Origin of the sequence: Mesorhizobium sp. ISC15, assembly GCF_037162615.1 — a bacterium.
In the GTDB taxonomy this organism is placed as follows: Bacteria; Pseudomonadota; Alphaproteobacteria; order Rhizobiales; family Rhizobiaceae; genus Mesorhizobium; species Mesorhizobium mediterraneum.
Map to the genome: position 1 here is coordinate 4,041,451 of NZ_JAVSPX010000001.1, position 18,920 is coordinate 4,060,370.

At 60.4% G+C, this 18,920-nt stretch carries 23 protein-coding genes and 3 tRNA genes; 13 read left to right on the forward strand and 13 right to left on the reverse strand.

Translation table 11 applies throughout. The annotated features are described in order from the left end of the window. Position 1 precedes the first annotated feature (1 nt). Together RPG13_RS19440 and RPG13_RS19445 are read right to left on the reverse strand one after the other, a co-directional pair. Positions 2–868 (reverse strand): ABC transporter permease, encoded by an 867-nt coding sequence (locus RPG13_RS19440; protein ID WP_337125759.1) that lies wholly within the window; start codon positions 866–868, stop codon positions 2–4. Between the two features lie 13 nt (positions 869–881). Next, positions 882–1,988: a polyamine ABC transporter substrate-binding protein gene (locus RPG13_RS19445; RefSeq protein ID WP_292722690.1), complete on the reverse strand. Its 1,107-nt coding sequence runs from the start codon at positions 1,986–1,988 to the stop codon at positions 882–884. Between the two features lie 91 nt (positions 1,989–2,079). Between RPG13_RS19445 and RPG13_RS19450 the strand changes: the two genes are divergently transcribed. Both RPG13_RS19450 and RPG13_RS19455 read left to right on the forward strand, forming a co-directional pair. Further along, on the forward strand, positions 2,080–2,694 hold the full coding sequence (locus RPG13_RS19450) for a TetR/AcrR family transcriptional regulator (RefSeq protein WP_337125760.1): 615 nt from the start codon (positions 2,080–2,082) through the stop codon (positions 2,692–2,694). A gap of 86 nt (positions 2,695–2,780) precedes the next feature. Beyond that, positions 2,781–3,347 carry a DUF2569 family protein gene (locus RPG13_RS19455; RefSeq protein WP_127204396.1) on the forward strand — a complete coding sequence of 189 codons (567 nt, stop codon included), beginning with the start codon at positions 2,781–2,783 and terminating at the stop codon, positions 3,345–3,347. A 15-nt stretch (positions 3,348–3,362) separates the two neighbouring features. Here the strand turns inward: RPG13_RS19455 and RPG13_RS19460 are convergent, their stop codons facing one another. Both RPG13_RS19460 and RPG13_RS19465 read right to left on the reverse strand, forming a co-directional pair. Then, positions 3,363–3,569, reverse strand: coding sequence for a hypothetical protein (locus RPG13_RS19460; RefSeq protein WP_337125761.1), 207 nt, complete (start codon positions 3,567–3,569; stop codon positions 3,363–3,365). Positions 3,570–3,790: 221 nt separating this feature from the next. Beyond that, a complete protein-coding gene (locus RPG13_RS19465) occupies positions 3,791–4,036 on the reverse strand; it encodes a hypothetical protein (protein WP_126106725.1) in 246 nt (81 codons plus the stop codon). Positions 4,037–4,522: 486 nt separating this feature from the next. On the opposite strand from RPG13_RS19465, the gene RPG13_RS19470 reads away from it, so the two are divergent. After that, complete coding sequence (locus RPG13_RS19470; RefSeq protein ID WP_126106720.1) at positions 4,523–4,756, forward strand: hypothetical protein; 234 nt, start codon at positions 4,523–4,525, stop codon at positions 4,754–4,756. Between the two features lie 348 nt (positions 4,757–5,104). Here the strand turns inward: RPG13_RS19470 and RPG13_RS19475 are convergent. Continuing rightward, positions 5,105–5,180, reverse strand: a tRNA-Thr gene (locus RPG13_RS19475). Between the two features lie 158 nt (positions 5,181–5,338). Here RPG13_RS19475 and RPG13_RS19480 point away from each other — a divergent pair. The 3 genes from RPG13_RS19480 to RPG13_RS19490 all read left to right on the forward strand — a co-directional run bounded on the left by RPG13_RS19480 (position 5,339) and on the right by RPG13_RS19490 (position 6,531). Further along, positions 5,339–5,506 (forward strand): hypothetical protein, encoded by a 168-nt coding sequence (locus tag RPG13_RS19480; protein WP_095489459.1) that lies wholly within the window; start codon positions 5,339–5,341, stop codon positions 5,504–5,506. A 192-nt stretch (positions 5,507–5,698) separates the two neighbouring features. Further along, entirely contained in the window at positions 5,699–6,004 is a 306-nt protein-coding gene (locus tag RPG13_RS19485) for a BA14K family protein (protein WP_337125762.1), read from the forward strand. Positions 6,005–6,174: 170 nt separating this feature from the next. Then, a complete protein-coding gene (locus RPG13_RS19490; protein WP_095489666.1) occupies positions 6,175–6,531 on the forward strand; it encodes a hypothetical protein in 357 nt (118 codons plus the stop codon). On the opposite strand, the gene RPG13_RS19495 is transcribed toward RPG13_RS19490, so the two are convergent. Both RPG13_RS19495 and bhcR read right to left on the reverse strand, forming a co-directional pair. Further along, positions 6,499–6,993, reverse strand: a complete 495-nt coding sequence (locus RPG13_RS19495) for a YbaK/EbsC family protein (RefSeq protein ID WP_337125763.1) — start codon at positions 6,991–6,993, stop codon at positions 6,499–6,501. The two genes, RPG13_RS19490 and RPG13_RS19495, sit on opposite strands and share 33 nt — an antisense overlap. Before the next feature lie 61 nt (positions 6,994–7,054). After that, positions 7,055–7,939: an HTH-type transcriptional regulator BhcR gene (gene bhcR, locus RPG13_RS19500; RefSeq protein ID WP_337125764.1), complete on the reverse strand. Its 885-nt coding sequence runs from the start codon at positions 7,937–7,939 to the stop codon at positions 7,055–7,057. 203 nt (positions 7,940–8,142) lie between these two features. On the opposite strand from bhcR, the gene gcl reads away from it, so the two are divergent. The 3 genes from gcl to RPG13_RS19515 all read left to right on the forward strand — a co-directional run bounded on the left by gcl (position 8,143) and on the right by RPG13_RS19515 (position 11,859). Then, positions 8,143–9,924, forward strand: coding sequence for a glyoxylate carboligase (gcl, locus tag RPG13_RS19505; RefSeq protein ID WP_292674730.1), 1,782 nt, complete (start codon positions 8,143–8,145; stop codon positions 9,922–9,924). Between the two features lie 13 nt (positions 9,925–9,937). After that, the gene (hyi, locus tag RPG13_RS19510; RefSeq protein WP_095489454.1) at positions 9,938–10,735 is read left to right on the forward strand and encodes a hydroxypyruvate isomerase; all 798 of its coding nucleotides are present in this window, start codon (positions 9,938–9,940) and stop codon (positions 10,733–10,735) included. A gap of 236 nt (positions 10,736–10,971) precedes the next feature. Then, the gene (locus RPG13_RS19515; RefSeq protein ID WP_337125765.1) at positions 10,972–11,859 is read left to right on the forward strand and encodes a 2-hydroxy-3-oxopropionate reductase; all 888 of its coding nucleotides are present in this window, start codon (positions 10,972–10,974) and stop codon (positions 11,857–11,859) included. 175 nt (positions 11,860–12,034) lie between these two features. Here RPG13_RS19515 and RPG13_RS19520 read toward each other — a convergent pair whose 3' ends face one another. Then, the gene (locus tag RPG13_RS19520) at positions 12,035–12,886 is read right to left on the reverse strand and encodes a TrmH family RNA methyltransferase (protein WP_127205705.1); all 852 of its coding nucleotides are present in this window, start codon (positions 12,884–12,886) and stop codon (positions 12,035–12,037) included. Positions 12,887–13,086: 200 nt separating this feature from the next. On the opposite strand from RPG13_RS19520, the gene RPG13_RS19525 reads away from it, so the two are divergent. Together RPG13_RS19525 and RPG13_RS19530 are read left to right on the forward strand one after the other, a co-directional pair. Then, positions 13,087–13,171: transfer RNA gene (locus RPG13_RS19525), tRNA-Tyr, on the forward strand. A gap of 83 nt (positions 13,172–13,254) precedes the next feature. Further along, positions 13,255–13,328, forward strand: a tRNA-Gly gene (locus RPG13_RS19530). A gap of 145 nt (positions 13,329–13,473) precedes the next feature. Here the strand turns inward: RPG13_RS19530 and RPG13_RS19535 are convergent. Next, positions 13,474–13,941, reverse strand: coding sequence for a YidB family protein (locus RPG13_RS19535; RefSeq protein ID WP_337127035.1), 468 nt, complete (start codon positions 13,939–13,941; stop codon positions 13,474–13,476). Positions 13,942–14,099: 158 nt separating this feature from the next. Here RPG13_RS19535 and RPG13_RS19540 point away from each other — a divergent pair, with 158 nt between their 5' ends. Beyond that, entirely contained in the window at positions 14,100–14,357 is a 258-nt protein-coding gene (locus RPG13_RS19540) for a GlsB/YeaQ/YmgE family stress response membrane protein (protein ID WP_095489451.1), read from the forward strand. Between the two features lie 158 nt (positions 14,358–14,515). Here RPG13_RS19540 and RPG13_RS19545 read toward each other — a convergent pair whose 3' ends face one another. After that, entirely contained in the window at positions 14,516–15,187 is a 672-nt protein-coding gene (locus RPG13_RS19545) for a peptidoglycan recognition protein family protein (protein WP_292505775.1), read from the reverse strand. Positions 15,188–15,427: 240 nt separating this feature from the next. On the opposite strand from RPG13_RS19545, the gene RPG13_RS19550 reads away from it, so the two are divergent. Then, a complete protein-coding gene (locus RPG13_RS19550) occupies positions 15,428–16,243 on the forward strand; it encodes a sulfotransferase family 2 domain-containing protein (RefSeq protein WP_128284353.1) in 816 nt (271 codons plus the stop codon). Here RPG13_RS19550 and RPG13_RS19555 read toward each other — a convergent pair. The 3 genes from RPG13_RS19555 to RPG13_RS19565 form a co-directional block, all read right to left on the reverse strand. Beyond that, positions 16,240–16,674 carry a GFA family protein gene (locus RPG13_RS19555; protein ID WP_126107503.1) on the reverse strand — a complete coding sequence of 145 codons (435 nt, stop codon included), beginning with the start codon at positions 16,672–16,674 and terminating at the stop codon, positions 16,240–16,242. The genes RPG13_RS19550 and RPG13_RS19555 overlap by 4 nt on opposite strands. 67 nt (positions 16,675–16,741) lie before the next feature. Next, positions 16,742–17,629, reverse strand: a complete 888-nt coding sequence (locus RPG13_RS19560) for a DMT family transporter (protein WP_126106710.1) — start codon at positions 17,627–17,629, stop codon at positions 16,742–16,744. A gap of 68 nt (positions 17,630–17,697) precedes the next feature. Then, positions 17,698–18,906 carry a glycosyltransferase family 87 protein gene (locus RPG13_RS19565; protein ID WP_337125766.1) on the reverse strand — a complete coding sequence of 403 codons (1,209 nt, stop codon included), beginning with the start codon at positions 18,904–18,906 and terminating at the stop codon, positions 17,698–17,700. Positions 18,907–18,920 lie beyond the last annotated feature (14 nt).

Sequence of the window (18,920 nt, forward strand, 5' to 3'; positions counted from 1 at the left end):
CTCAGGCCCGCTCGATCTTCAGCCAGCGGGCGCAGGCGAGATAGGCGACAGTGACGACCGCCATCAGGATGATCGACAGCGCCGAGGCGAGCGGAAAGTCGCCACGCCGGCCGATCTGCATCATCACAAGCTGCGGCATCAAAAGCTCGTTGTTGCCGCCGAGGATCTGCGGCGTGATGTAGTCGCCGATGCACAGCACGAAGGTGAGGAAGGCGCCGACCATGATGCCGGGGAGCGTCAGCGGCAGGATAATGTGCAGGAATGTGCGCACCGGCCCGGCACCGAGATCGGCGGCGGCCTTGCGGTAGCTCGGGCTGAGCTGCTTCAGATTGGCGAAGATCGTCAACGTCAAAAGCATGACGAAGAAATGCACGAAGCCGATGACCGTGGCCAGCCGTGTGTTGGCGAGTTGCACCGGTTCCGTGAACAGGCCGGAGCCGGTCAACGCGCGGTTGATCACGCCGTTCTGCGCCAGCACCAGCAGCCAGGAGTAGGAGCGCACGACATAGGAGGTCCAGAACGGCAGCACCGCCAGCATCAGCGCCAGCCGCTGCCAGCGTTCCGGCACCTGCTCGGCCAGGATCCAGGCGAAGGGATAGGCGAGCAGCACCGAAACCACTGTGACGATGGCGGTGACCTGCAGCGAGTTCACCATCGCCTGCCAATAGGCCGGATTGGCAAAGAACTGGCTGTAGTTGGCGAGCGTAAAGCCACCGCCGTCATGCGCCGTCAGGCTGGAAAACCCCATGGCGATGAAGGGCAGCACGAAGAATAGCAGCGTCCAGCCGAGCGCCGGCGTGACCAGCGCCCAGGGCAGGGCACAGCCCGCCCGGGGCAGGGCACGCCCGCTGTTTGTGGCAGCGCTCACGACCGGCGACCGGTCACTGCGCCTGCAGCATTTCGGTCCAGACGTCCTGCATCTTCTTGTCGAGATCGGCGTTCGGCGCCGGGTAGGGCTGGGCGCGGGCGAGGAAATCCGGCTGCTCGTCGAAGCGCAGGATCTTCTTCTGCTCGTCACTCAGCGCCGCCTTGGCATTCGCCGGCATGCCCCAATAGCAGGCGGAGGTGGCAAGCCGCGCCTGGCCTTCAGGGCTCATGATGTACTGGATGAATTTCAGCGCCATGTCCTTGTTTTTGGAATCCTTGAACATCGCCAGCGACTGCGACCACAGTACAGCACCTTCTTTCGGAATCGAGAAGTCGAGGGCAGGGTTCTCCTTGGCCAGTCCGGCCGTCACCCACTCGCCACCGCCGACCAGTATGTCGACCTCGCCGGTCGCCAGCGCCGTCTGGCTGGCGGTCACCTCGCCGACCAGCTTGGCATTGGCTTTCATCTTGAGCAGCTCTTCCTTGATAGCAGGAAGGTCGGCTTCGGTCAGCTCGGCGGTCTTCTTGCCGATCGCCAGTGCTGCCATGCCGATGACCGGCAGGTAATAGTCATAGATGGCGATCTTGCCCTTGTACTTGTCGCCGGTCAGCGCAGCCATCGACTGCATGTCGGCCGGATCCACCTTGGTCTTGTTATAGCCGATCGTGTTGTAGCCGAATTTTTCGGTGATGCCGTAGCGCTTGCCGTCGACCACGGTGGAGCTGTCCATCTTCACCTGCGGGAAGAGGTCGGCGAAGGGCAGCTTGTCTTCCGGCAGAGGCTCGAACAGGCCCTTTTCGACGCCGCGCGGTATGTCGATGCTGTCGATCACCATCACATCCCAGTCGCCGGGCTGCGACTGTTCGACAATCGCCATGCCGGCGCCGGTGCCCTCGAATTCCTTGACATTGACCTTGACGCCATTGGCCTCCTCAAAGGGCTGCAGCAGCGCCGGGTCGGCGTGATCGCACCAGATCAAGGCGTTCAGATCCGCAGCCTGAGCGAGACCGCCCGTCGCCAGCAGCAGCGCTGTCGCAGCACACGCGGCGTGGAGATGGCTCTTCAGAACGGAAAGCGGATTCCTGGTCGTCGGATTTGGGGTCTTTGGATTGATGGACATCGAGTGTTCTCCCTTGCCTTTTTGGCTTCTGGCAAAAAATTGAACCAATTCTAAAATTGAGTCAATTCTGTTTTTATGGCAAATAGCCGATATGAGTGGATTGCGGGCAAGGCAAAAGGCGGACCGGCACCGTCGTATCATCGAGGCGGCGGCGGCGCTTTTCCGTGACACCGGCTATGAAGGCGCCAAGATCGAGACGATCGCGGCGCAGGCCGAAGTGTCGGTCGGCACGATCTACAATTACTACCAGAACAAGGGCGATATCCTGGGCGCCATCGTTTCGATGGAGGTCAACGAGGTGCTCAATGCCGGGCAGGGCGTCGTCGCCAATCCACCGGCCAATGTCGGCGACGCGCTCGACACGCTGCTCGGCATCTACATCGAACACTCGCTGCACTATCTCAGCAAGGAGATGTGGCGGCAGGCGATGGCGATCTCGACGCAACTGCCCGACAGCCCGTTCGGCCAGGCCTATACCGCGCTCGACCGGGCTCTGACCGAACAGATCCGCGCGCTGATCGCGAGACTGCAGGCGGTCGACCTGGTGCGCCGCGATATCGACGGGCAGGCCTTGGGCGAGCTGGTCTTCAACAACATGAACATGATGTTCATCGAGTTCGTGAAGCGCGACAAGGCCAGGATTGCAGAACTGCGCGTGGCGATACGAAGGCAGAACCGCATTCTGGTGGCGGCGATCGCGGTTTGACCGCAAGGGTTGAGAAGAACCTAGGCACTACCTTGAATACATGATAGGAGATGATACAACTCAAGGCTGCATTGCATGGAGGGGAAATGGGTTTTTCGTTCTGGCACTGGGCAATACTGTTTTTGCTGATTGGGGTGCCTGTCTTTGTCGCTGTGCAGTCTGCGACCAAACCTTCGCAGAATCCAGCGAGCCTCGTGGGGTTTGGAGGTTGGCTAATGCTGCTTGCGATCCTTCAGGCTTTCTCGCCGCTACGCACACTCGTGTCTTTGGGTTCATCGAGTGAAGGCTACCGACAGCTCATGGCGCTCCCGAATGGCACTTTGGCGGTCTATGGCGAGGTTGCCCTCTTGCTGGCGTTTGTGGTGTTCCAGGTGGTTGTGCTCGTTACGATGCTGCGGCGGAGTTACCGCTTCAAGCAGCTATTCCTGTACCAGTGGTTTGTAATACCAATCGTATTTATTCTGGACACGGCTTGGATTTCAGCGGTTCTTGGCATTCCGGTGAGCCAGGTGCTTGCCGGAAATGCGCTGATAGCGCCTATAGTGTCTTTAGCCCTGACCGGAATTTGGGTCGCCTACGTCTACAAGTCAGTCAGGGTGAAGAACACGTTCACCAAGACGGGCGCGTCTGGTCAAGTCGTAAGTGTGCCATAGAGCCGATCGGCAATTTTACCGAGCATGCTTGGGCCGTGCGCGCGGAAACGGCACGACGGTCAGTGGCGCCTTGCGGAATTCCGCGATGGCTATTTCCTCGATCAGGGAATCCAGCGCCTCGCTGACGCGTTGGCTCGTTTCATCCATGCCGCAGAGCCGGTTTTGGGCGCACTCCAAGAGCTCGCGCGCAGCGGCGAAGTCGCTTCGCATGACATCACCCATTTGATTTTACCCGCCGCCCGGTCATTGTCGGCGCGCTAAATTGAGCGATTGCTAATATACACAGGGGCATTTTAATCGAATGGCTTTAAATGCCCGGTAGCAGGATGCGAGCGGTACCCATCGCCCTGTTGCATCAGTTGGTTCGATTTTACTGAATTTTTCTGATGGCCTGATGGCCTGATGGCCTGATGGCCCGGGCTTTGCGTTGCAGACCGCGGGGATCAGTCCTGATACGATCTTGGACGGCTTAGAAATTTTCTGGCGGCAGCGATCTGGCGTCGATGCTCGCGAAGGAAAGTCAGGCTGAAACAAATCGAAAAGGCCAGTCCTGAAAGGATTATCGTTGTTTGCGAGGTTGGATCAGGATCGGGAATTATCAGGAAGCGGAAACCGAACGCCAACGCGAGGGCAACAAGGCTGCCATACATGCCACCAATAAAGGGGGCGATCGTGCGTTTCTGCTCCAACAGAGACTCCTATGGTTTCCACTAGGGAATATAAGCGTTGGAACTGATATGCTACGGTCCCAACCTGTGGAAATCGGGGATGAGCAGATATCGACCGCCTTAAGACGTTCTCACAAGAGGCGCTTGCTGGTGCCCCGGACCGCGATAAGGCCCAAATCCAACTTGAGCGTTCCACCAGAATTTGACCAGAAATCAATCGGATAGAAAGGGCCTCTTCCTCTGAAGCAGTTAAGCCCGTGCACCGCTTTGTACCCGAGCGTTGGACCTACTGTTAACCTCGTTTGGCCGCTTTCAGGTGCCGGCGATTTTGATCGGTTCGGGAAACGGGCTCGCAAGTTTCTTCCAGAGCAATGAGTTCCGCCGCGACCGGCCAAGGCCCGCCATCTGCCCGCGCCAGACCCAATTCGGTGCGATTTCCCGCGTCGGTTGCATCGCAGCCCCAGACACGCTATCATTACCTTCTTACGTTCCCGGGGGGGAAGGTGGATGAGAATCGTCCATAGGGTCGGTCCAGTTCTAGATCAGGCGATTGCCGCAGTCCTCAACAGGGCCGGCCATGGGGACACCGTTTCGGTCAAAGCAGCATTGAACCAAGTTCGGCAGGATGCACCTGGTTTGGTCGCATCCAACGACGATTTAACCGAAGCTATCCTCGAAGTAGCTGCTGCCCTGGGCCTGTTCGTGGCTTTCGATGAGCGCGATACGTTCAATCCAGCTTAGTTATCCGACGAGTTGCGTTCAAAGCTGAAGGTGACCGTTATGGCAACCCGAGATTTCGATCGTGGCTTCCGAGAATTGTTCGGAAGGCAATCGCCGGAAGTTATATTGGCTTCCTTCCGCCTCTATTTTGACAGCGTCGGGTAAGACGAAATCCTTTTTGCCATCCAGCACCATCGCGACAACAGCCTGCTTCGGCTCAATTGTGGTTTGTCCGAACTGGCACTGGTAGCGTTCCGACCATGAACCGAATACGATGCGGGGTTGGTTCCCCCGTAGGTTCCCCCGGACAAACGATCTGGGATGATCCCAAACCAAGGCCGTTGATTTTATTTTGTTTATTCGAGTTTCTGGTGCCCCCGGACGGAATCGAACCGCCGACCTTCGGTTTACAAAACCGCTGCTCTACCAGCTGAGCTACAAGGGCACGGCGCTCCGGTTAGCATATTTGTTGCGCCAGTAAAGACAAAACTCTGTTTTCGGTTGCCGGCGAACCCGCCGGAGCGGCCGGCGCGGGCCTCCTGAAAACGGCCAATTCGCTTCCTATATTGATCGAAGGTGCAATCGGATAGGCGAGGGTGCCGCATGATCAGATTTGTCGTCATTGCCCTGGTCGTCGTCGTGGCCTGGATTCTCTTGGTGAAGCTCGTCAAGAATTTGAAGAGCGCCAATGTCGATTGGACCGGCGTCACCACTATCATCGGCTTCATCGCGCTCGCCTTCTGGCTGCGTCATATCACCGGCATGGGCTGAGGCCTCCTCGCCGGGGTGTCGACCGGCGCCGCCTACCGGTCATGATTGCATACTGACTGCGAACCTTGTCAGACTGGTCGATTTTCCTCGTTCGAAAAAAATCCAAAAAATCATCGAACCTTTTTCCTTGCTGCAACGACTGATGGTCAAGAGGCGGATGGATCGCCTCTCCAACGCAGCAAGGAGATCGTCATGTTCAAGCACACCATCGTTTCCGGCCTCATCGCCACCACTGTCGCTGGCGCCATGCTGGCCGGCACCGTTCAGCCTTCGGCCGCCCATCACAAGCATCATAACAAGCACCTTGGCATCGGTATTGCCGCCGGCGTCGGCGGCTTCCTGCTCGGCACCGCGCTCGCCCAGCCTCGCACCGTCTATATTGAGGAACACGGCGGCTCGTGGCACGTCCGGCGCTGCCTCAACCGCTATCAGAGCTACGATCCGTACTCCGACACCTATGTCGGCTACGACGGCTACCGTCACCGCTGCCGGCTTTGAGGGGAGGTGAACCGTTTCAGGCAAGGGAAAAAGGGGCACCCACCGCCCCTTTTTTCAGCTCTCTGGGTTGCAAAATTGAACCCGGCACCGCAACCGGTTCCAGCGAGGGATGTACAGGGATTTTTCGACAGCTTAGTCTGGCGGTGAAGGCACCAGAGGGAGAGGCGCGCTTGGACGAGCACGAACCCAAGGAAGAGCAGATTGAGACGGATTTCCGCAACGGCACGATCACCACCGTCGGCATTCTACTGGCTTTCTCGCTGGGCTTCATCACGCATTGGGCCGCCAACCCGCTCCCTTGGGAAATCTATCACCTGGCAGCAGTCGTGCCGATTTTGATAGGCATTGCCTTGCAGATACGAGCGCTGCGGTTGCTGCTCGACACAACGTCTCTACAGCGACGCGTCTATGAACGCGCCACCCGCATCTTCATCGCCGGCCTCATCTTCACCGCATGCGGAGTTGGGTTGGCGATGCTGCTCGATTTCTACGACCTATCGACCAAGAGCGCGGTGCCCGGAGCCTAGCTCATCCTGACAGATGTCGCACCATTCGGCGCCGGTCAGCGCTGCCATGCGCTCGACGCCTATTTTCACCGCTGCATTGGTTGCGCCGGCCGCTGGCACGACCTGATCGTAGGCGCGCAGCGATACGTCGCAATAGACCGGCAACGGCGAGGCGAGGCCGAAGGGGCAGACGCCGCCAATCGGATGGCCAGTGATTTCGGCCACCTGCTCGGCATCGAGCATGCGCGGCTTGCCGCCGAATGCATCGCGCGATTTGCGATTGTCGATGCGCGCGTCGCCGCGGGCGACGACCAGCATGACCCGGTCACCGACGCGCAGGCAGATGGTCTTGGCGATCTGCCCCGGCTCGACGCCGTGCGCCTCGGCCGCGAGCGCGACGGTCGCCGAGCTTGTCGGCGTTTCGATCACCTCGATGTCGGGGGCATATTCGGCGAAGAAGGCTTTGACGGATTGGAGGCTCATGCGTCTTTCGGGCGTCGGCTGGCGGAAGGTGGACGCAAACTTGGCCGTAGCCGGGCGGCTGTCAAGGTGAGCGCGCAGCGCCAATCTCGAAGAGTGAACCCGGTCCGGCGGCGCGGCTTGGTGAAGAAGGGGGCGGCAGACCACCAATCATCCTGGTTATTTCCGTTGCGGCTTCGTGCACGAGCGGGCCGATCTCAGCCAGCCGCTCCGGCGTCACCCGCACTGTCGGTCCCGAAACCGAAACGCCGCCGATCGGCTCGCCGAACTCGTTGAAGATGGCGGCGGCCACGCAGCGCATGCCGGGATGCCGCTCCTCGTCGTCGACCGACCAGCCGCGCAGCTTGATCGTCACCAGATCGCGCGCCAGCGCCGAGATGTCGGACAGCGTCTTTTCGGTGAAGCGCTCCAGCCCCGCCCGGCGTAAGATGGCGCCGACGCGCTCCGGCTCGAGATGCGCCAGCACCGCCTTGCCGATGCCCGACGCATGGAAGGAGCTGCGCGTGCCCGGCCGGAAGAAAGCGCGGATCGCCTGATGCGTCTCGACCTGGCTGACGAAGACGACGCAATCATCCTCGGCGACGCCGAGATTGGCGGTCTCGCCGGTCTTCTCCATCAGTTCCTGCATGACAGTGCGGGCGCGGTCGACCAGCTTGCGGCGGCGCAGGAAGGCCGCGCCCATGCGATAAGTCTCGACGCCGATCGACCAGAGTTGGTCGGTGCTGTCGAACTCGACCATGCCGTGGTTTTCCAGCGTCGTCAGCATGCGGTAGGCGGTAGACGCGGCGAGGCCGCTCTGCGCGGCGATCTCGCTCAGCGACAAGCCGCTGCCGTCGGCGACGATGGCCAGGATGCGCAACGCCCGATCGAGCGACTGCACCGAAGCGGCCTCGGACGGACCGTGGAAGGCGCGCGGGCGTCCGCGCTGGCGTTTTTCGGTGGTTTCCATGACGGCATTCTTGCCGATTTCGCGAAATGCGCAATGAAAAAGTTTTTCACGATTCGCATCCGCCGAATCCATGGAAAACGGAAAACATAATTAAATCAGAGTATAGTAGCTGTTTTCTAGAAATGAAAAAATATTCTGAAAAAATTGAAAAATAGTCGGCCCACTGGCATTCTCAGCCATCAACAAATTCCGTGGAGGCTGAAATGGCCAGGATGCGCGCGGTCGACGCAGCGGTTCTCGTTTTGGAAAAGGAAGGTATTTCCTGCGCCTTCGGCGTACCGGGTGCTGCGATAAACCCGTTCTATTCGGCGCTGAAGGCGAGGGGCACGATCCGCCACATCCTCGCGCGCCATGTCGAGGCGGCGTCGCACATGGCCGAAGGCTTTACCCGCGCCAAATCAGGCAATATCGGCCTGTGCGTCGGCACTTCGGGTCCGGCCGGCACCGACATGATCACCGGCCTCTATTCGGCCGCGGCTGATTCTATTCCCATACTCTGCATCACCGGCCAGGCGCCGCGGGCGCGTCTCAACAAGGAGGATTTCCAGGCCGTCGACATAGCTGCGATCGCAGCACCCGTCGCCAAATGGGCGGTCACCGTCATGGAACCCTATCTCGTGCCGATGGCGCTGCAGAAGGCGTTTCACTTGATGCGCTCATCGCGGCCGGGGCCGGTGCTGATCGATCTGCCGGTCGATGTGCAACTGGCCGAGATCGAGTTCGATGTCGATGCCTATGAGCCGCTGGTGCCGTTCAAGCCGGCAATGTCGCGCAGCCAGGCGGAGAAGGCGTTGGCGATGCTCAACGCGGCCGAAAGACCGCTGATCGTCGCCGGTGGCGGCATCATCAACGCTGACGCTTCGGACCTGCTGATCGAGTTCGCCGAAGTTACTGGCGTGCCCGTGATCCCGACGCTGATGGGCTGGGGCGCGATCCCCGACGACCACCGGCTGATGGCCGGCATGTGCGGCCTGCAGACGTCGCATCGCTACGGCAATGCGACGATGCTCGAAGCCGATTTCGTCTTCGGCATCGGCAACCGCTGGGCCAACCGCCACACCGGCTCTGTCGACGTCTACACCAGAGGCAAAAAATTCATCCATGTCGACATCGAGCCCACTCAGATAGGCCGCGTCTTCGCGCCGGATCTCGGTGTCGTGTCGGATGCGGGCGCGGCGCTCAAAATGCTGCTCGACGTCGCCACCGAGTGGAAGACGGCAGAGAAACTGCGCGACTGGTCGGGCTGGGTCAGGGAATGCCAGGGTCGCAAGAAGACGATGAAGCGCAAGACGCATTTCGACCAGGTGCCGCTGAAGCCGCAGCGCGTCTATGAGGAGATGAACAAGGCATTCGGCCGCGATACCACCTATGTCACCACGATCGGGCTTTCGCAGATCGCCGGCGCGCAGTTCCTGCATGTCTACAAGCCGCGCAACTGGATCAATTGCGGCCAGGCCGGCCCGCTTGGCTGGACGCTGCCGGCAGCGCTTGGCGTCCGCGCCGCCGATCCGCAGCGCAACATCGTGGCGCTGTCCGGCGACTATGATTTCCAGTTCATGATCGAGGAATTGGCGGCCGGCGCGCAGCACAAATTGCCCTATATCCACGTCGTGGTGAACAATGCCTATCTCGGCCTGATCCGCCAGGCGCAGCGCGGCTTTTCGATGGATTTCGAGGTCAGTCTCGCCTTCGAGAACGTCAACCGGAAAGACGATCCCGAGGCTGGCTACGGCGTCGATCACGTTGCGGTCGCCGAGGCCATGGGCTGCAAGGCGGTCCGGGTGCGCAGGCCGGAGGAATTCGCCGGCGCCTTCGATCAGGCACAGCGCCTGATGAAGGAGCACCAGGTTCCCGTCGTGCTCGAATTCATCCTCGAGCGCGTCACCAACATTTCGATGGGCACCGAAATCGACAAGATCACCGAGTTCGAGGAGCTTGCCGAACATCACAAAGACGCGCCGACCGCGATCGTGATGCTCGACTGAATGGGAGAAGAGAATGCCGCGTTTTTCAGCCAATCTCTCGATGCTCTTTGGCGAGCACGATTTCCTCGACCGCTTCGATGCCGCCGCCCGCGCCGGCTTCAAAGGCGTCGAATATATCGGTCCTTATGACCATGCGCCGGAGGTGGTTGCCGCGAGGCTCAGGAAGAACGGCCTGACCCAGGTGCTGTTCAACCTGCCGGCCGGCGATTGGGCCAAGGGCGAGCGCGGCATCGCCGTGTTGCCGGATCGCGTTCCCGAGTTCCGGCAAGGCGTCGCCAAGGCGATCACCTACGCGCATGCGCTGGGTTGCGAACAGGTCAACTGCCTTGCCGGCATCGCGCCGCGGGGCGTCGAACGGAGCGTGCTGGAAGATGTCTTTGCCGAGAACCTGGCTTTCGCAGCGGAGAAGCTGGAGCAGGCCGGCATCAGGCTTCTGATCGAGCCGATCAACACGCTCGATATTCCAGGCTTCTTCCTGAATTATTCGGATCAGGCCTTGGCGCTCATCGACCGCGTCGGCTCGAAGAACCTGTTCCTGCAATACGACATCTATCACATGCAGATCATGGAGGGGGATCTCGCCCGCACCATCGAGGCAAACCTCGGCCGCATCGCGCATATCCAGCTTGCGGACAATCCCGGCCGTCATGAGCCGGGGACGGGCGAGATCAATTTTCCCTTTCTGTACAACCACATCGACCGCATTGGTTATTCCGGCTGGATCGGGGCGGAGTACAAGCCGAAGGCGGGGACGGAAGCCGGACTCGGATGGTTCCGGAACTTGGCCGGGCAGGGTAGTGCGGCGGCGTAGGTGCAGGAAGTCGCGATTGAAGTCGAGTCCCTTCGCGCCCCCCTCTGGCCTGCCGGCCATCTCCCCACGGGTGGGGAGATCGGCAGTTTCGGCGCCTCACTCACTCCTGCAACCTTGGAGATTGGCGAAGGCGGCGGTGACATCCAATCTCCCCACCCGTGGGGGAGATGGCCGGCAGGCCAGAGGGGGGCGCGAAGGAACGCGGCCTTAACAAGCAAACACGACGGAGAAAATGAATGGAAACCATCGGTTTCATCGGCCTCGGCATCATGGGCGCGCCGATGGCGGGGCATCTGCTCGACGCTGGCTACACCGTCGTCGCCAGCGACCACCGATCCAAGCCACCGGCCGATCTCGTCGCCAAGGGTCTGAAGACCGTCTCCGGCCATGACGTCGTGGCGAAAACGGCCGACATCATCCTCACCATGGTTCCCGACACGCCTGAGGTGGCCGATGTGCTGTTCGGCAACAACGGCGTCGCCTCGGGTCTGTCCGGCGGCAAGCTGGTCATCGATATGAGCTCGATCTCGCCGATCGAAACGAAGGAATTCGCCAGAAAAATCAATGCGCTTGGCTGCGACTATCTCGACGCGCCGGTGTCCGGCGGCGAGGTCGGCGCCAAGGCCGCATCGCTGACCATAATGGTCGGTGGCGACGAAAAGGCCTTCGAGCGCGCCAGGCCGGTGTTCGGGAAGATGGGCAAGAACATCACGCTGGTCGGGCCTAACGGCGTCGGCCAGACCACCAAGGTCGCCAACCAGATCGTCGTCGCGCTGACCATTGAAGCGGTCGCCGAAGCCCTTGTTTTCGCTTCAAAAGCCGGTGCCGACCCGGCCAAGGTCCGGCAGGCGCTAATGGGCGGACTGGCCGCCTCGCGCATCCTCGAAGTGCATGGTGAGCGGATGATCAAGCGCAGCTTCGCGCCGGGCTTTCGCATCGAACTGCACCAGAAGGATCTTAATCTCGCTCTTGAAGGCGCGAAGGCGCTCGGCGTCGCGCTACCCAACACCTCTACCACACAGCAATTGTTCAACTCCTGCGCGGCCAATGGCGGCGCCAAGGAGGATCACTCGGCGCTGGTCAAGGCGCTGGAGAGGATGGCGGGGCATGGGTTAGGGCAGTAGGGCAGTAGGGCAGTAGGGCAGTAGGGCAGTAGGGCAGTAGGGCAGTAGGGCAGTAGGGCAGTAGGGCAGTAGGGCAGTAGGGCAGTAGGGCAGTAGGGCAGTAGGGCAGTAGGGCAGTAGGGCAGTAGGGTGGATCCACTCTGAGCGAAACATACTGCCTTATTGCCCTATTCCCTTACTGCCCTAAAAACTTCCTCGCCGCATAAAGGCTCACCGCCGCAGCATTCGACACGTTGAGCGAGCGGATGGCGCCGGGCATGTCGAGCCGGGCGAGCGTCGTCACCGTCTCGCGCGTCTTCTGGCGCAGGCCCTTGCCTTCGGCGCCCAGCACCAATGCGATCTTTTCTCCCGAAAAACTCTTTTCGAGTTCCGCCGGCCCGTCCGAATCGAGGCCGATGGTCTGGAAGCCGGCCTCGTGCAACTGGCCGAGCGCGTCGGCGAGGTTCTTCACCTCGATCTGGTCGATATGCTCCAGCGCGCCGGAGGCCGATTTCGCCAGCACGCCGGATTCATGCGGGCTGTGGCGCGCCGTGGTGATCAGCGCGCCGGCGCCGAAGGCGACTGCCGAGCGCAAGATCGCACCGACATTGTGCGGGTCGGTGACCTGGTCGAGCACCAGCACCAGCGTCGTATCGCCGAGCGCGTCGAGGCGCTTGGGTTTTAGCGGCTCGGCCTCGATCAACACGCCTTGATGAACGGCATCGGAGCCGGTGACCTTGTCGATGTCCTTCGGTTCGACCAGCTCTGCCTCGAAGGGCAAGGCGGCGAGGTTGGCGATCGCCAGCCGCTCGGCGGCATTGCGCGTCACCAGCATCTTCCTGATCCGCCGGCTCGGATTGTCGAGTGCCGCCCGCACCGTATGCAGGCCGTAGAGCCTCACCAGGCCGTTCGCGACGGTCTCTCCCGGCGGCACCGGCTGGCGCGGCCTGAACGTCGGCGCGCCGCCGCTCTTCTCGTCTCGATGCGCACGGCGCAGCTTGGCGTAGTGGGTGTCTTTTGGGGTCTTGGGCTTGTTGTCGTTGCTCATGGCCGGTTCTATAGCCGTGTCGTCTGCGTATGGATACAGCCGCAGAACCTGCTTGTCGGGCGAGGCATCAAATTCAGCGCGTTTTGCCGGGATGTTGCGGTTGACAGTTTTGGGCGCTGCCGCCATAAGGCGCTTCGCGAAGGGCTGCTACGGCGGTTGCGACGCGTCGATGCCTCGTTGCATGGCTCCGGCGGCAGACTGGAGAGGTGCCCGAGTGGTTAAAGGGGACGGACTGTAAATCCGTTGGCTATGCCTACGTTGGTTCAAATCCAACCCTCTCCACCACTGCCGGCCCGGAAGCCCTGAAACGCGGAAGCATCGGATCGAAAAGTGCATAGCGGTTTTCGGCCGATGCCTAACTGAAAGGCGCGGGTATAGCTCAGTGGTAGAGCAGCAGCCTTCCAAGCTGAATATGCGGGTTCGATTCCCGCTACCCGCTCCAGATTTCCATTCGCTGCTCCGTCGGGCTTCGCGCATGATCCAGAACCAAAGGTCAGCGCAAGGTTGAAACGCTTTGCGGACGGGACCGTCCGCAATTGAAATTCAAGGTGTTGGAGCTTCGTAGCGCGTCCAAGGGGCGCGGCGACCTAGCTGCTGAATTTGCTGAATATCGACGCGAGCTGATTCTGTTGCGGCACCTGTCCGTTCGGCGTCATTTGGTCGACGAGACCCGGCAAAGCCGCGGACAATTGCTTGAGCAAGTCCTGCTCGTTCAGCCCTGTCCTTTGCGCGATCTCGCGAATGACCTGCGGGCCCAACGCATTGCCCAGATCATTGGCCTGGATGGGCTGGTTCTGCCCGGTGCCGACCCACGAATCGGCGGCATTGCCGTGGCCGGCGTCTTTCAGCTTATCGAGCAGGCCGCCCAGTCCGCCGAGCAAGCCACCGTCGGCGGATGCGGTTGTATCAGGCGGCACGGGGGCGGGGCTTTGGGCCGGATCGGTCTGGGCGGAACTTCCACCGCTCAGCATTTTTCCAACCAGCAGCACACCGAGCGCGATCATCAGCGGCTTGGCGACGTTACCGCCGGGAACGGCATTGTCAAACAGTCCCATTGTGGATCTCCATGTCAATGTTGCCCGTCCCATCTCCACAATGACCCATTCGGGTCGAATTTCAAGCTGGTTGAGCTTTCCGTAATCATGAATTTCAAGTTGGCTTGAGCTTTGCTTAATAATGTGGAAGTAATCGGCTGCGGGGAATGGAGAGGAAAATGTCAATATTAAGCTGGATCATCCTTGGCGTCATCGCCGGCTTTATAGGCAGCAAGATCGTCAACAAGAGCGGGCAGGGCCTTGTTCTTGATATCATACTCGGGATCGTCGGCGCTGTTGTCGGCGGCCTGATCTTCAGCGCCTTTGGCGCGTCAGGCGTTACCGGCCTCAACATCTACAGCCTGATCGTCGCCGTGCTGGGATCGGTGGTCGTTCTGTGGGCCTATCACCAGTTCACCGGGAACCGGGCTCTTTAGAGATTAAAGGCCGACAGGTAAGGCGGCCTCGGCGGGCCGCCTGACGTGTTCTGGCCGGCCGCTTTCGGTCCATCCGATATCGCGGCTTTCCGCTCTGGGAAGCCGCGACTTCTCGTCCAATTACCCGTGCGACGGTGCGGCGCGGGCGCTGAAACGTCCTACCTGATCCTTTTGAGGATTTCTCGGACCAGCGTGTTGAAGCCAGCTTCGAGCCCTCTGGCCAGGATTGGCCACAATTCATCGAGCAGACGCCTGAAGGCAGTCTCGAGAGCCGCGTCACGGCCGCTTCTGACGGGCAGGTCGGGCATCGACCCCATCGCTGCCATGACCTGCTGGCGCAGCCGGTCGCCGCAAGCCCTCGCGCCGACGACCGTCGGGTCAAAGGGCAGGCGGCTAACATCCCATTTTCCGCGTTGCTCGATGCCGAGATTGCGCTCGACCTCGGCGTGCGAAAGAACCGTTTTGGGCGTGACCTTGATGCGATAGTATTTGCAAAGCGCGGCGACGACAACGATCAGCGCATCCCACTGCGTCCTCGTCATCGGGTATTGGCCGGCATTGAATGGTCTTTCTTCCGCCCCGGCCATGCAGCAGAGAGAAACCCCGATCGAGCCGCTGTTGCAGTTGAGGGTGTGAGCTGCGTATCCCGATTTCACCCTGCCGGAATTGAGCGTGATGGAAGGCCGGCCCCTGACGAGGCCACCATTCCCCTCGACCAGGATATGATAGGCGTCCTTGTCGGTCTCGCCTGCCGAATGCAAGCCTGCCGTCCAATGGCAAATGACCCGCTTCATCGGAACGTTGGGCATCCAGTCCGGCGGCAATGCCACAGAAAATCCCCGCAACAAATCTGGCAAACGCGATCACTATAGTTTCTTTGACAGAGAATGCGAAAACGAAACGATAATTTGGTTGAGCGTTTCTAACGTTCGGCGCTTTTGCACTTGTCGCCTAAGGCAGGATACCGGGCTGCGGCCCGCTTGTTCCTGGCTAGAGGCAAGCGGGCAACTCTGATAGGGAATTTCCGGCACGGATTTGGGCGGGATGGGCGATGTCGGGCGCAGTCGGCAATGGCGATTGAAATAAAAGAACTCGCGATCACCTATTATCCCATCCCGAAGAGTGGCAGCAGCAGCGTCAAATATGCGCTTATGGCGCTCGACGGAAAGGAAGGCTCGCTCTCCGGGTTCGACCCCGACAATGACGTTCACGGCCATTTGGCGACAAACTACGTCGACCCTTTCTTTCCCACATATGACGGACACAAGGGCCGGTTCACGATCGTCCGCGATCCCCTGGAGCGGCTTCTCTCCGCCTATTCCAGCAGGATCTCCGACACTCGGGTTCTGACCAGACCGGAGGTGGACAGGGAGAAGCTTGAAAGGCTCGGCATTCCGGTCGATCCGGACTTCGATACGTTCATTTTCAACATCGAGAAATACTGCGCCTGCTCCTGGGAGATCCAGTTCCACGTGGCGTCGCCGCGCTATTTTACCGGCTGCAGCCTGTTCCTCTTCGAACATGTCTTCAAATTCGAGCAGATGGACAGAGTGAAGGCGTTTCTATCCTCTGTAAGCGGACGGGTATTCGACCTGCCACGGCTGCAGGTCGGCGGCAGGAAAATCAGCCCTTCGGACCTGTCGCCGGCGGCGTTGGCCAAGGCGATGCGGTTTTGCCGCTACGACTATGGATTTCTCGTCGATTACTACGATCCGCAAAAATGGGGAGGCATTCCTGAAGGCGATGCCGATGATCCCTCGACGCTGCATGTTTTCGGCGATCCGGGAGCCTTGCGCGATGGCCGGATCATCTATCCCCGAACACCGCGCAATCTCTTTCACTTCATGTCCAAGCGCTCGCTTATCGAGCCGAGGATAATTCTCTAGCTGCCGGTCTGTGCCGGCTGTCCGTCAGCACCTTCGGCGTTCACCACATGCTCTTCGAATTGGGGCAGGTCGTCGGTGATTGCAAACCACTTCGCCTTGGAGCCGACAAAGATGTGATGCGTCGGGCGGATAGCCGGCTCGTCGACGAGGGTTCCCATGGCGACGTGCACGAAAGCGCCGTCGCGGACGACCGAATAGAGCAATGAGCCGCAGGTCTTGCAATGGGTGTCATGGACGGTCTCCTCGCCGAAGATCAGGAGATTGTCCTCGCCTTTGGTCAGGCTCAGCCTCTCACGCTCGATGCCGGCAAACGGCTTGAAGGCGGAACCGGTGGTGCGCCGGCAGTTCGAGCAGTGGCAATTCGCAGCGTAGATGAACTCGTCGGCCACCGCGTATTGCACGGCGCCACACAGGCACTTCCCGGCAAGCATGCGGTTGCCGGCATTCTCCTGGCTTGTCACAGTCTCTTCTCCATTTTAGCGGTGACCACTGCTTGAATTAGGCGACCACGGTCAGCCGGCGCCGGCGCTCGTCGAGCGACACGATGGTCAGCCCGCTGGCCACCACCAGAAGGATGCCGCTGATCGCCAGCGCGTTCGGGAATTGCTGGAACACCACCAGACCCGAAATGACTGCCCAGACGGTGAAGCAGTAATAGAACGGCGCCACCACGCCGGTTGGCCCGACGCGATAGGCCATGAAGATGAAGAAGTGGCCGAAGATCAGGAACAATCCGGCCCCGGCCATCAGCAGCAGATGATGCGTCTCGGGCATCACCCAACGCTCCGACACCAAATGCGCGACGCCTGAGCCGACCAGCACCACCACCACCGCGGAAATAGCCACGATCATTCCAGGCACATCGGCGGCGACCCGCCGCCCGGCGAGATCGCGCGCGGCGGCGAATGCCGCGTTGCCGAGCGCCAGCAAAGCGTAGACCGAGATACCCTGCATGGTCGGCTGCGCCACCATCACCGCTCCGATGAAGCCGAGCCCGATCAGCGCCATGCGCAACCCTCCGATCCGTTCGCGGAACAGGACAGAGGAGCCAATCAGCATAAGCAGAGGAGTGATCTGCCCCAAGGCGGTCGAATCGGCGATCTGCATGTTGGCGAGCGCCACCACGTAGCAAAGGATTGCCGCCAGCTCGAACAGGTTTCTCCGCAACACTCTTCTTTCGAGGATCAGCGGGATCTGCTTGGCGTAGCCCAGCGCAAACAGCAACGGGATGCCCCACAGCGTCGCCGCCGTCCCGCGCAGAAACAGCACCTCATAGGGTGGCAGCCCCACCGTCGCCAGCTTCATCATCGTGTCGTTGACGACATAGGACCCGGTCGAGAGGATCATGAACAGCGGGCCGCGGATGGCGATCGGAATGAAATGCATTGGATCAGGAAATCAGACCTGGTTAATGGCGGCAATGGGCGCCAACGGGCAAGGGAGCAGGATTTGCTTCAGTTCGCGCGGGCCATTCCGGCCCGCGAAACCGCCGGACGTATCGGGACGGCATAGACCTGCAATGCACGGCCGATCACCAGGCTGAGCACGAGCAGCGCCGAGAAGAACGCGGTGGGAGCGTATTGCGAGGGACCGCAGCCGACCAGAATGCCTGCAGCGATCACGACGGCGCTCTCTTTCGCCGAAAAGCCTGTTTTCCCCAGAAACACCAGCGGAACGGCGAGGGCTACGAAATCGTAGATGAACGCGTACGGCGAGCCGAGGATCGTCGCCGTCGCGAGAGCTGCTGCCTTGACATGGAAAGCTCCTTTTTGAAGCCATATCCAGATGTTGCCGGCGCTCAGGGCTGCGATGAGAAAACCCTGCGCGACCCATGCGGTCGTCAAGCTTCCGCCAAGCGCGCGGACAAAGCCATAGAGGCTTTGAAGCTTTGAAAAATCGGCCCTGCCGTCGACGAGGATCATCCCGTTTATCTTGGCGGCGGTGTCAAAGAAGTCGGACCAGATCTGCGTGCCGAAAACGGCGATGGAAAGCACGGCCATTGCAGTGGCGGAAATGGTGGCCCATCCGATGACCCGCCAATAGCCTCCAGCGATGAGGGCAACGGGTATGATTAGACCGAACTGCGGCTTGTAGGTAAGCAGACCGAAGAAGAGGCCGGCGAGCGCCGGGCGTTTTTCAATCGATGCGATAGCTGCGCCAAGCAGGGCGGCGGTGACGAAGCCGTTTTGCCCGACCGCTGTGTTCCAAAGCACGGGAGGCCAGGCCATGGCTGCCAGAACCGCAAGGCGTGTCTCCCCGATCAGCCGTATGGCAAAGGCATAGAACGTTATCCCGAATGCCATCCATGAAACCAACGCGGCGGGATAAGACACCAGCGCCAATGCTGCGGTCACCAGCAGGAAAGTTGGAGGATATTGCCAGGAATAATAGCCATTGAAAACGGCGCCGCTTTCAGCGGACGAGATGCTCTTGTGCATTTCCAAGTTATAGGCATCGGCTGCGTGGCCTTGCAGAACAAACTTGCCAGCGCCCCAAAATGCCAGGAAATCGGTGGCGATTGGCTGTCCGTTCGCGTCGAACAGCCAATCGCCAATCAATACCGCAATGACAAGCACGCAGAGATAGGCAAATATCAAGCCGCAGACGGCGAGATAGATAAGACGTTGCAGGTTTTTTCCTGCCGTGAAGTCGGCTATCCGCATGGTGCCCGTTTGCC

Coding starts and splice junctions, on each gene's coding strand:
- gcl (WP_292674730.1), top strand. CDS start 8,143: ATGGCCAGGATGCGCGCGGTCGACGCAGCGGTTCTCGTTTTGGAAAAG.
- bhcR (WP_337125764.1), bottom strand. CDS start 7,939: ATGGAAACCACCGAAAAACGCCAGCGCGGACGCCCGCGCGCCTTCCAC.
- RPG13_RS19450 (WP_337125760.1), top strand. CDS start 2,080: ATGAGTGGATTGCGGGCAAGGCAAAAGGCGGACCGGCACCGTCGTATC.
- RPG13_RS19520 (WP_127205705.1), bottom strand. CDS start 12,886: ATGAGCAACGACAACAAGCCCAAGACCCCAAAAGACACCCACTACGCC.
- RPG13_RS19485 (WP_337125762.1), top strand. CDS start 5,699: ATGTTCAAGCACACCATCGTTTCCGGCCTCATCGCCACCACTGTCGCT.
- RPG13_RS19540 (WP_095489451.1), top strand. CDS start 14,100: ATGTCAATATTAAGCTGGATCATCCTTGGCGTCATCGCCGGCTTTATA.
- RPG13_RS19480 (WP_095489459.1), top strand. CDS start 5,339: ATGATCAGATTTGTCGTCATTGCCCTGGTCGTCGTCGTGGCCTGGATT.
- RPG13_RS19560 (WP_126106710.1), bottom strand. CDS start 17,629: ATGCATTTCATTCCGATCGCCATCCGCGGCCCGCTGTTCATGATCCTC.
- hyi (WP_095489454.1), top strand. CDS start 9,938: ATGCCGCGTTTTTCAGCCAATCTCTCGATGCTCTTTGGCGAGCACGAT.
- RPG13_RS19470 (WP_126106720.1), top strand. CDS start 4,523: ATGAGAATCGTCCATAGGGTCGGTCCAGTTCTAGATCAGGCGATTGCC.
- RPG13_RS19555 (WP_126107503.1), bottom strand. CDS start 16,674: ATGCTTGCCGGGAAGTGCCTGTGTGGCGCCGTGCAATACGCGGTGGCC.
- RPG13_RS19515 (WP_337125765.1), top strand. CDS start 10,972: ATGGAAACCATCGGTTTCATCGGCCTCGGCATCATGGGCGCGCCGATG.
- RPG13_RS19460 (WP_337125761.1), bottom strand. CDS start 3,569: ATGGGTGATGTCATGCGAAGCGACTTCGCCGCTGCGCGCGAGCTCTTG.
- RPG13_RS19550 (WP_128284353.1), top strand. CDS start 15,428: ATGGCGATTGAAATAAAAGAACTCGCGATCACCTATTATCCCATCCCG.
- RPG13_RS19445 (WP_292722690.1), bottom strand. CDS start 1,988: ATGTCCATCAATCCAAAGACCCCAAATCCGACGACCAGGAATCCGCTT.
- RPG13_RS19495 (WP_337125763.1), bottom strand. CDS start 6,993: ATGAGCCTCCAATCCGTCAAAGCCTTCTTCGCCGAATATGCCCCCGAC.
- RPG13_RS19455 (WP_127204396.1), top strand. CDS start 2,781: ATGGGTTTTTCGTTCTGGCACTGGGCAATACTGTTTTTGCTGATTGGG.
- RPG13_RS19565 (WP_337125766.1), bottom strand. CDS start 18,906: ATGCGGATAGCCGACTTCACGGCAGGAAAAAACCTGCAACGTCTTATC.
- RPG13_RS19535 (WP_337127035.1), bottom strand. CDS start 13,941: ATGGGACTGTTTGACAATGCCGTTCCCGGCGGTAACGTCGCCAAGCCG.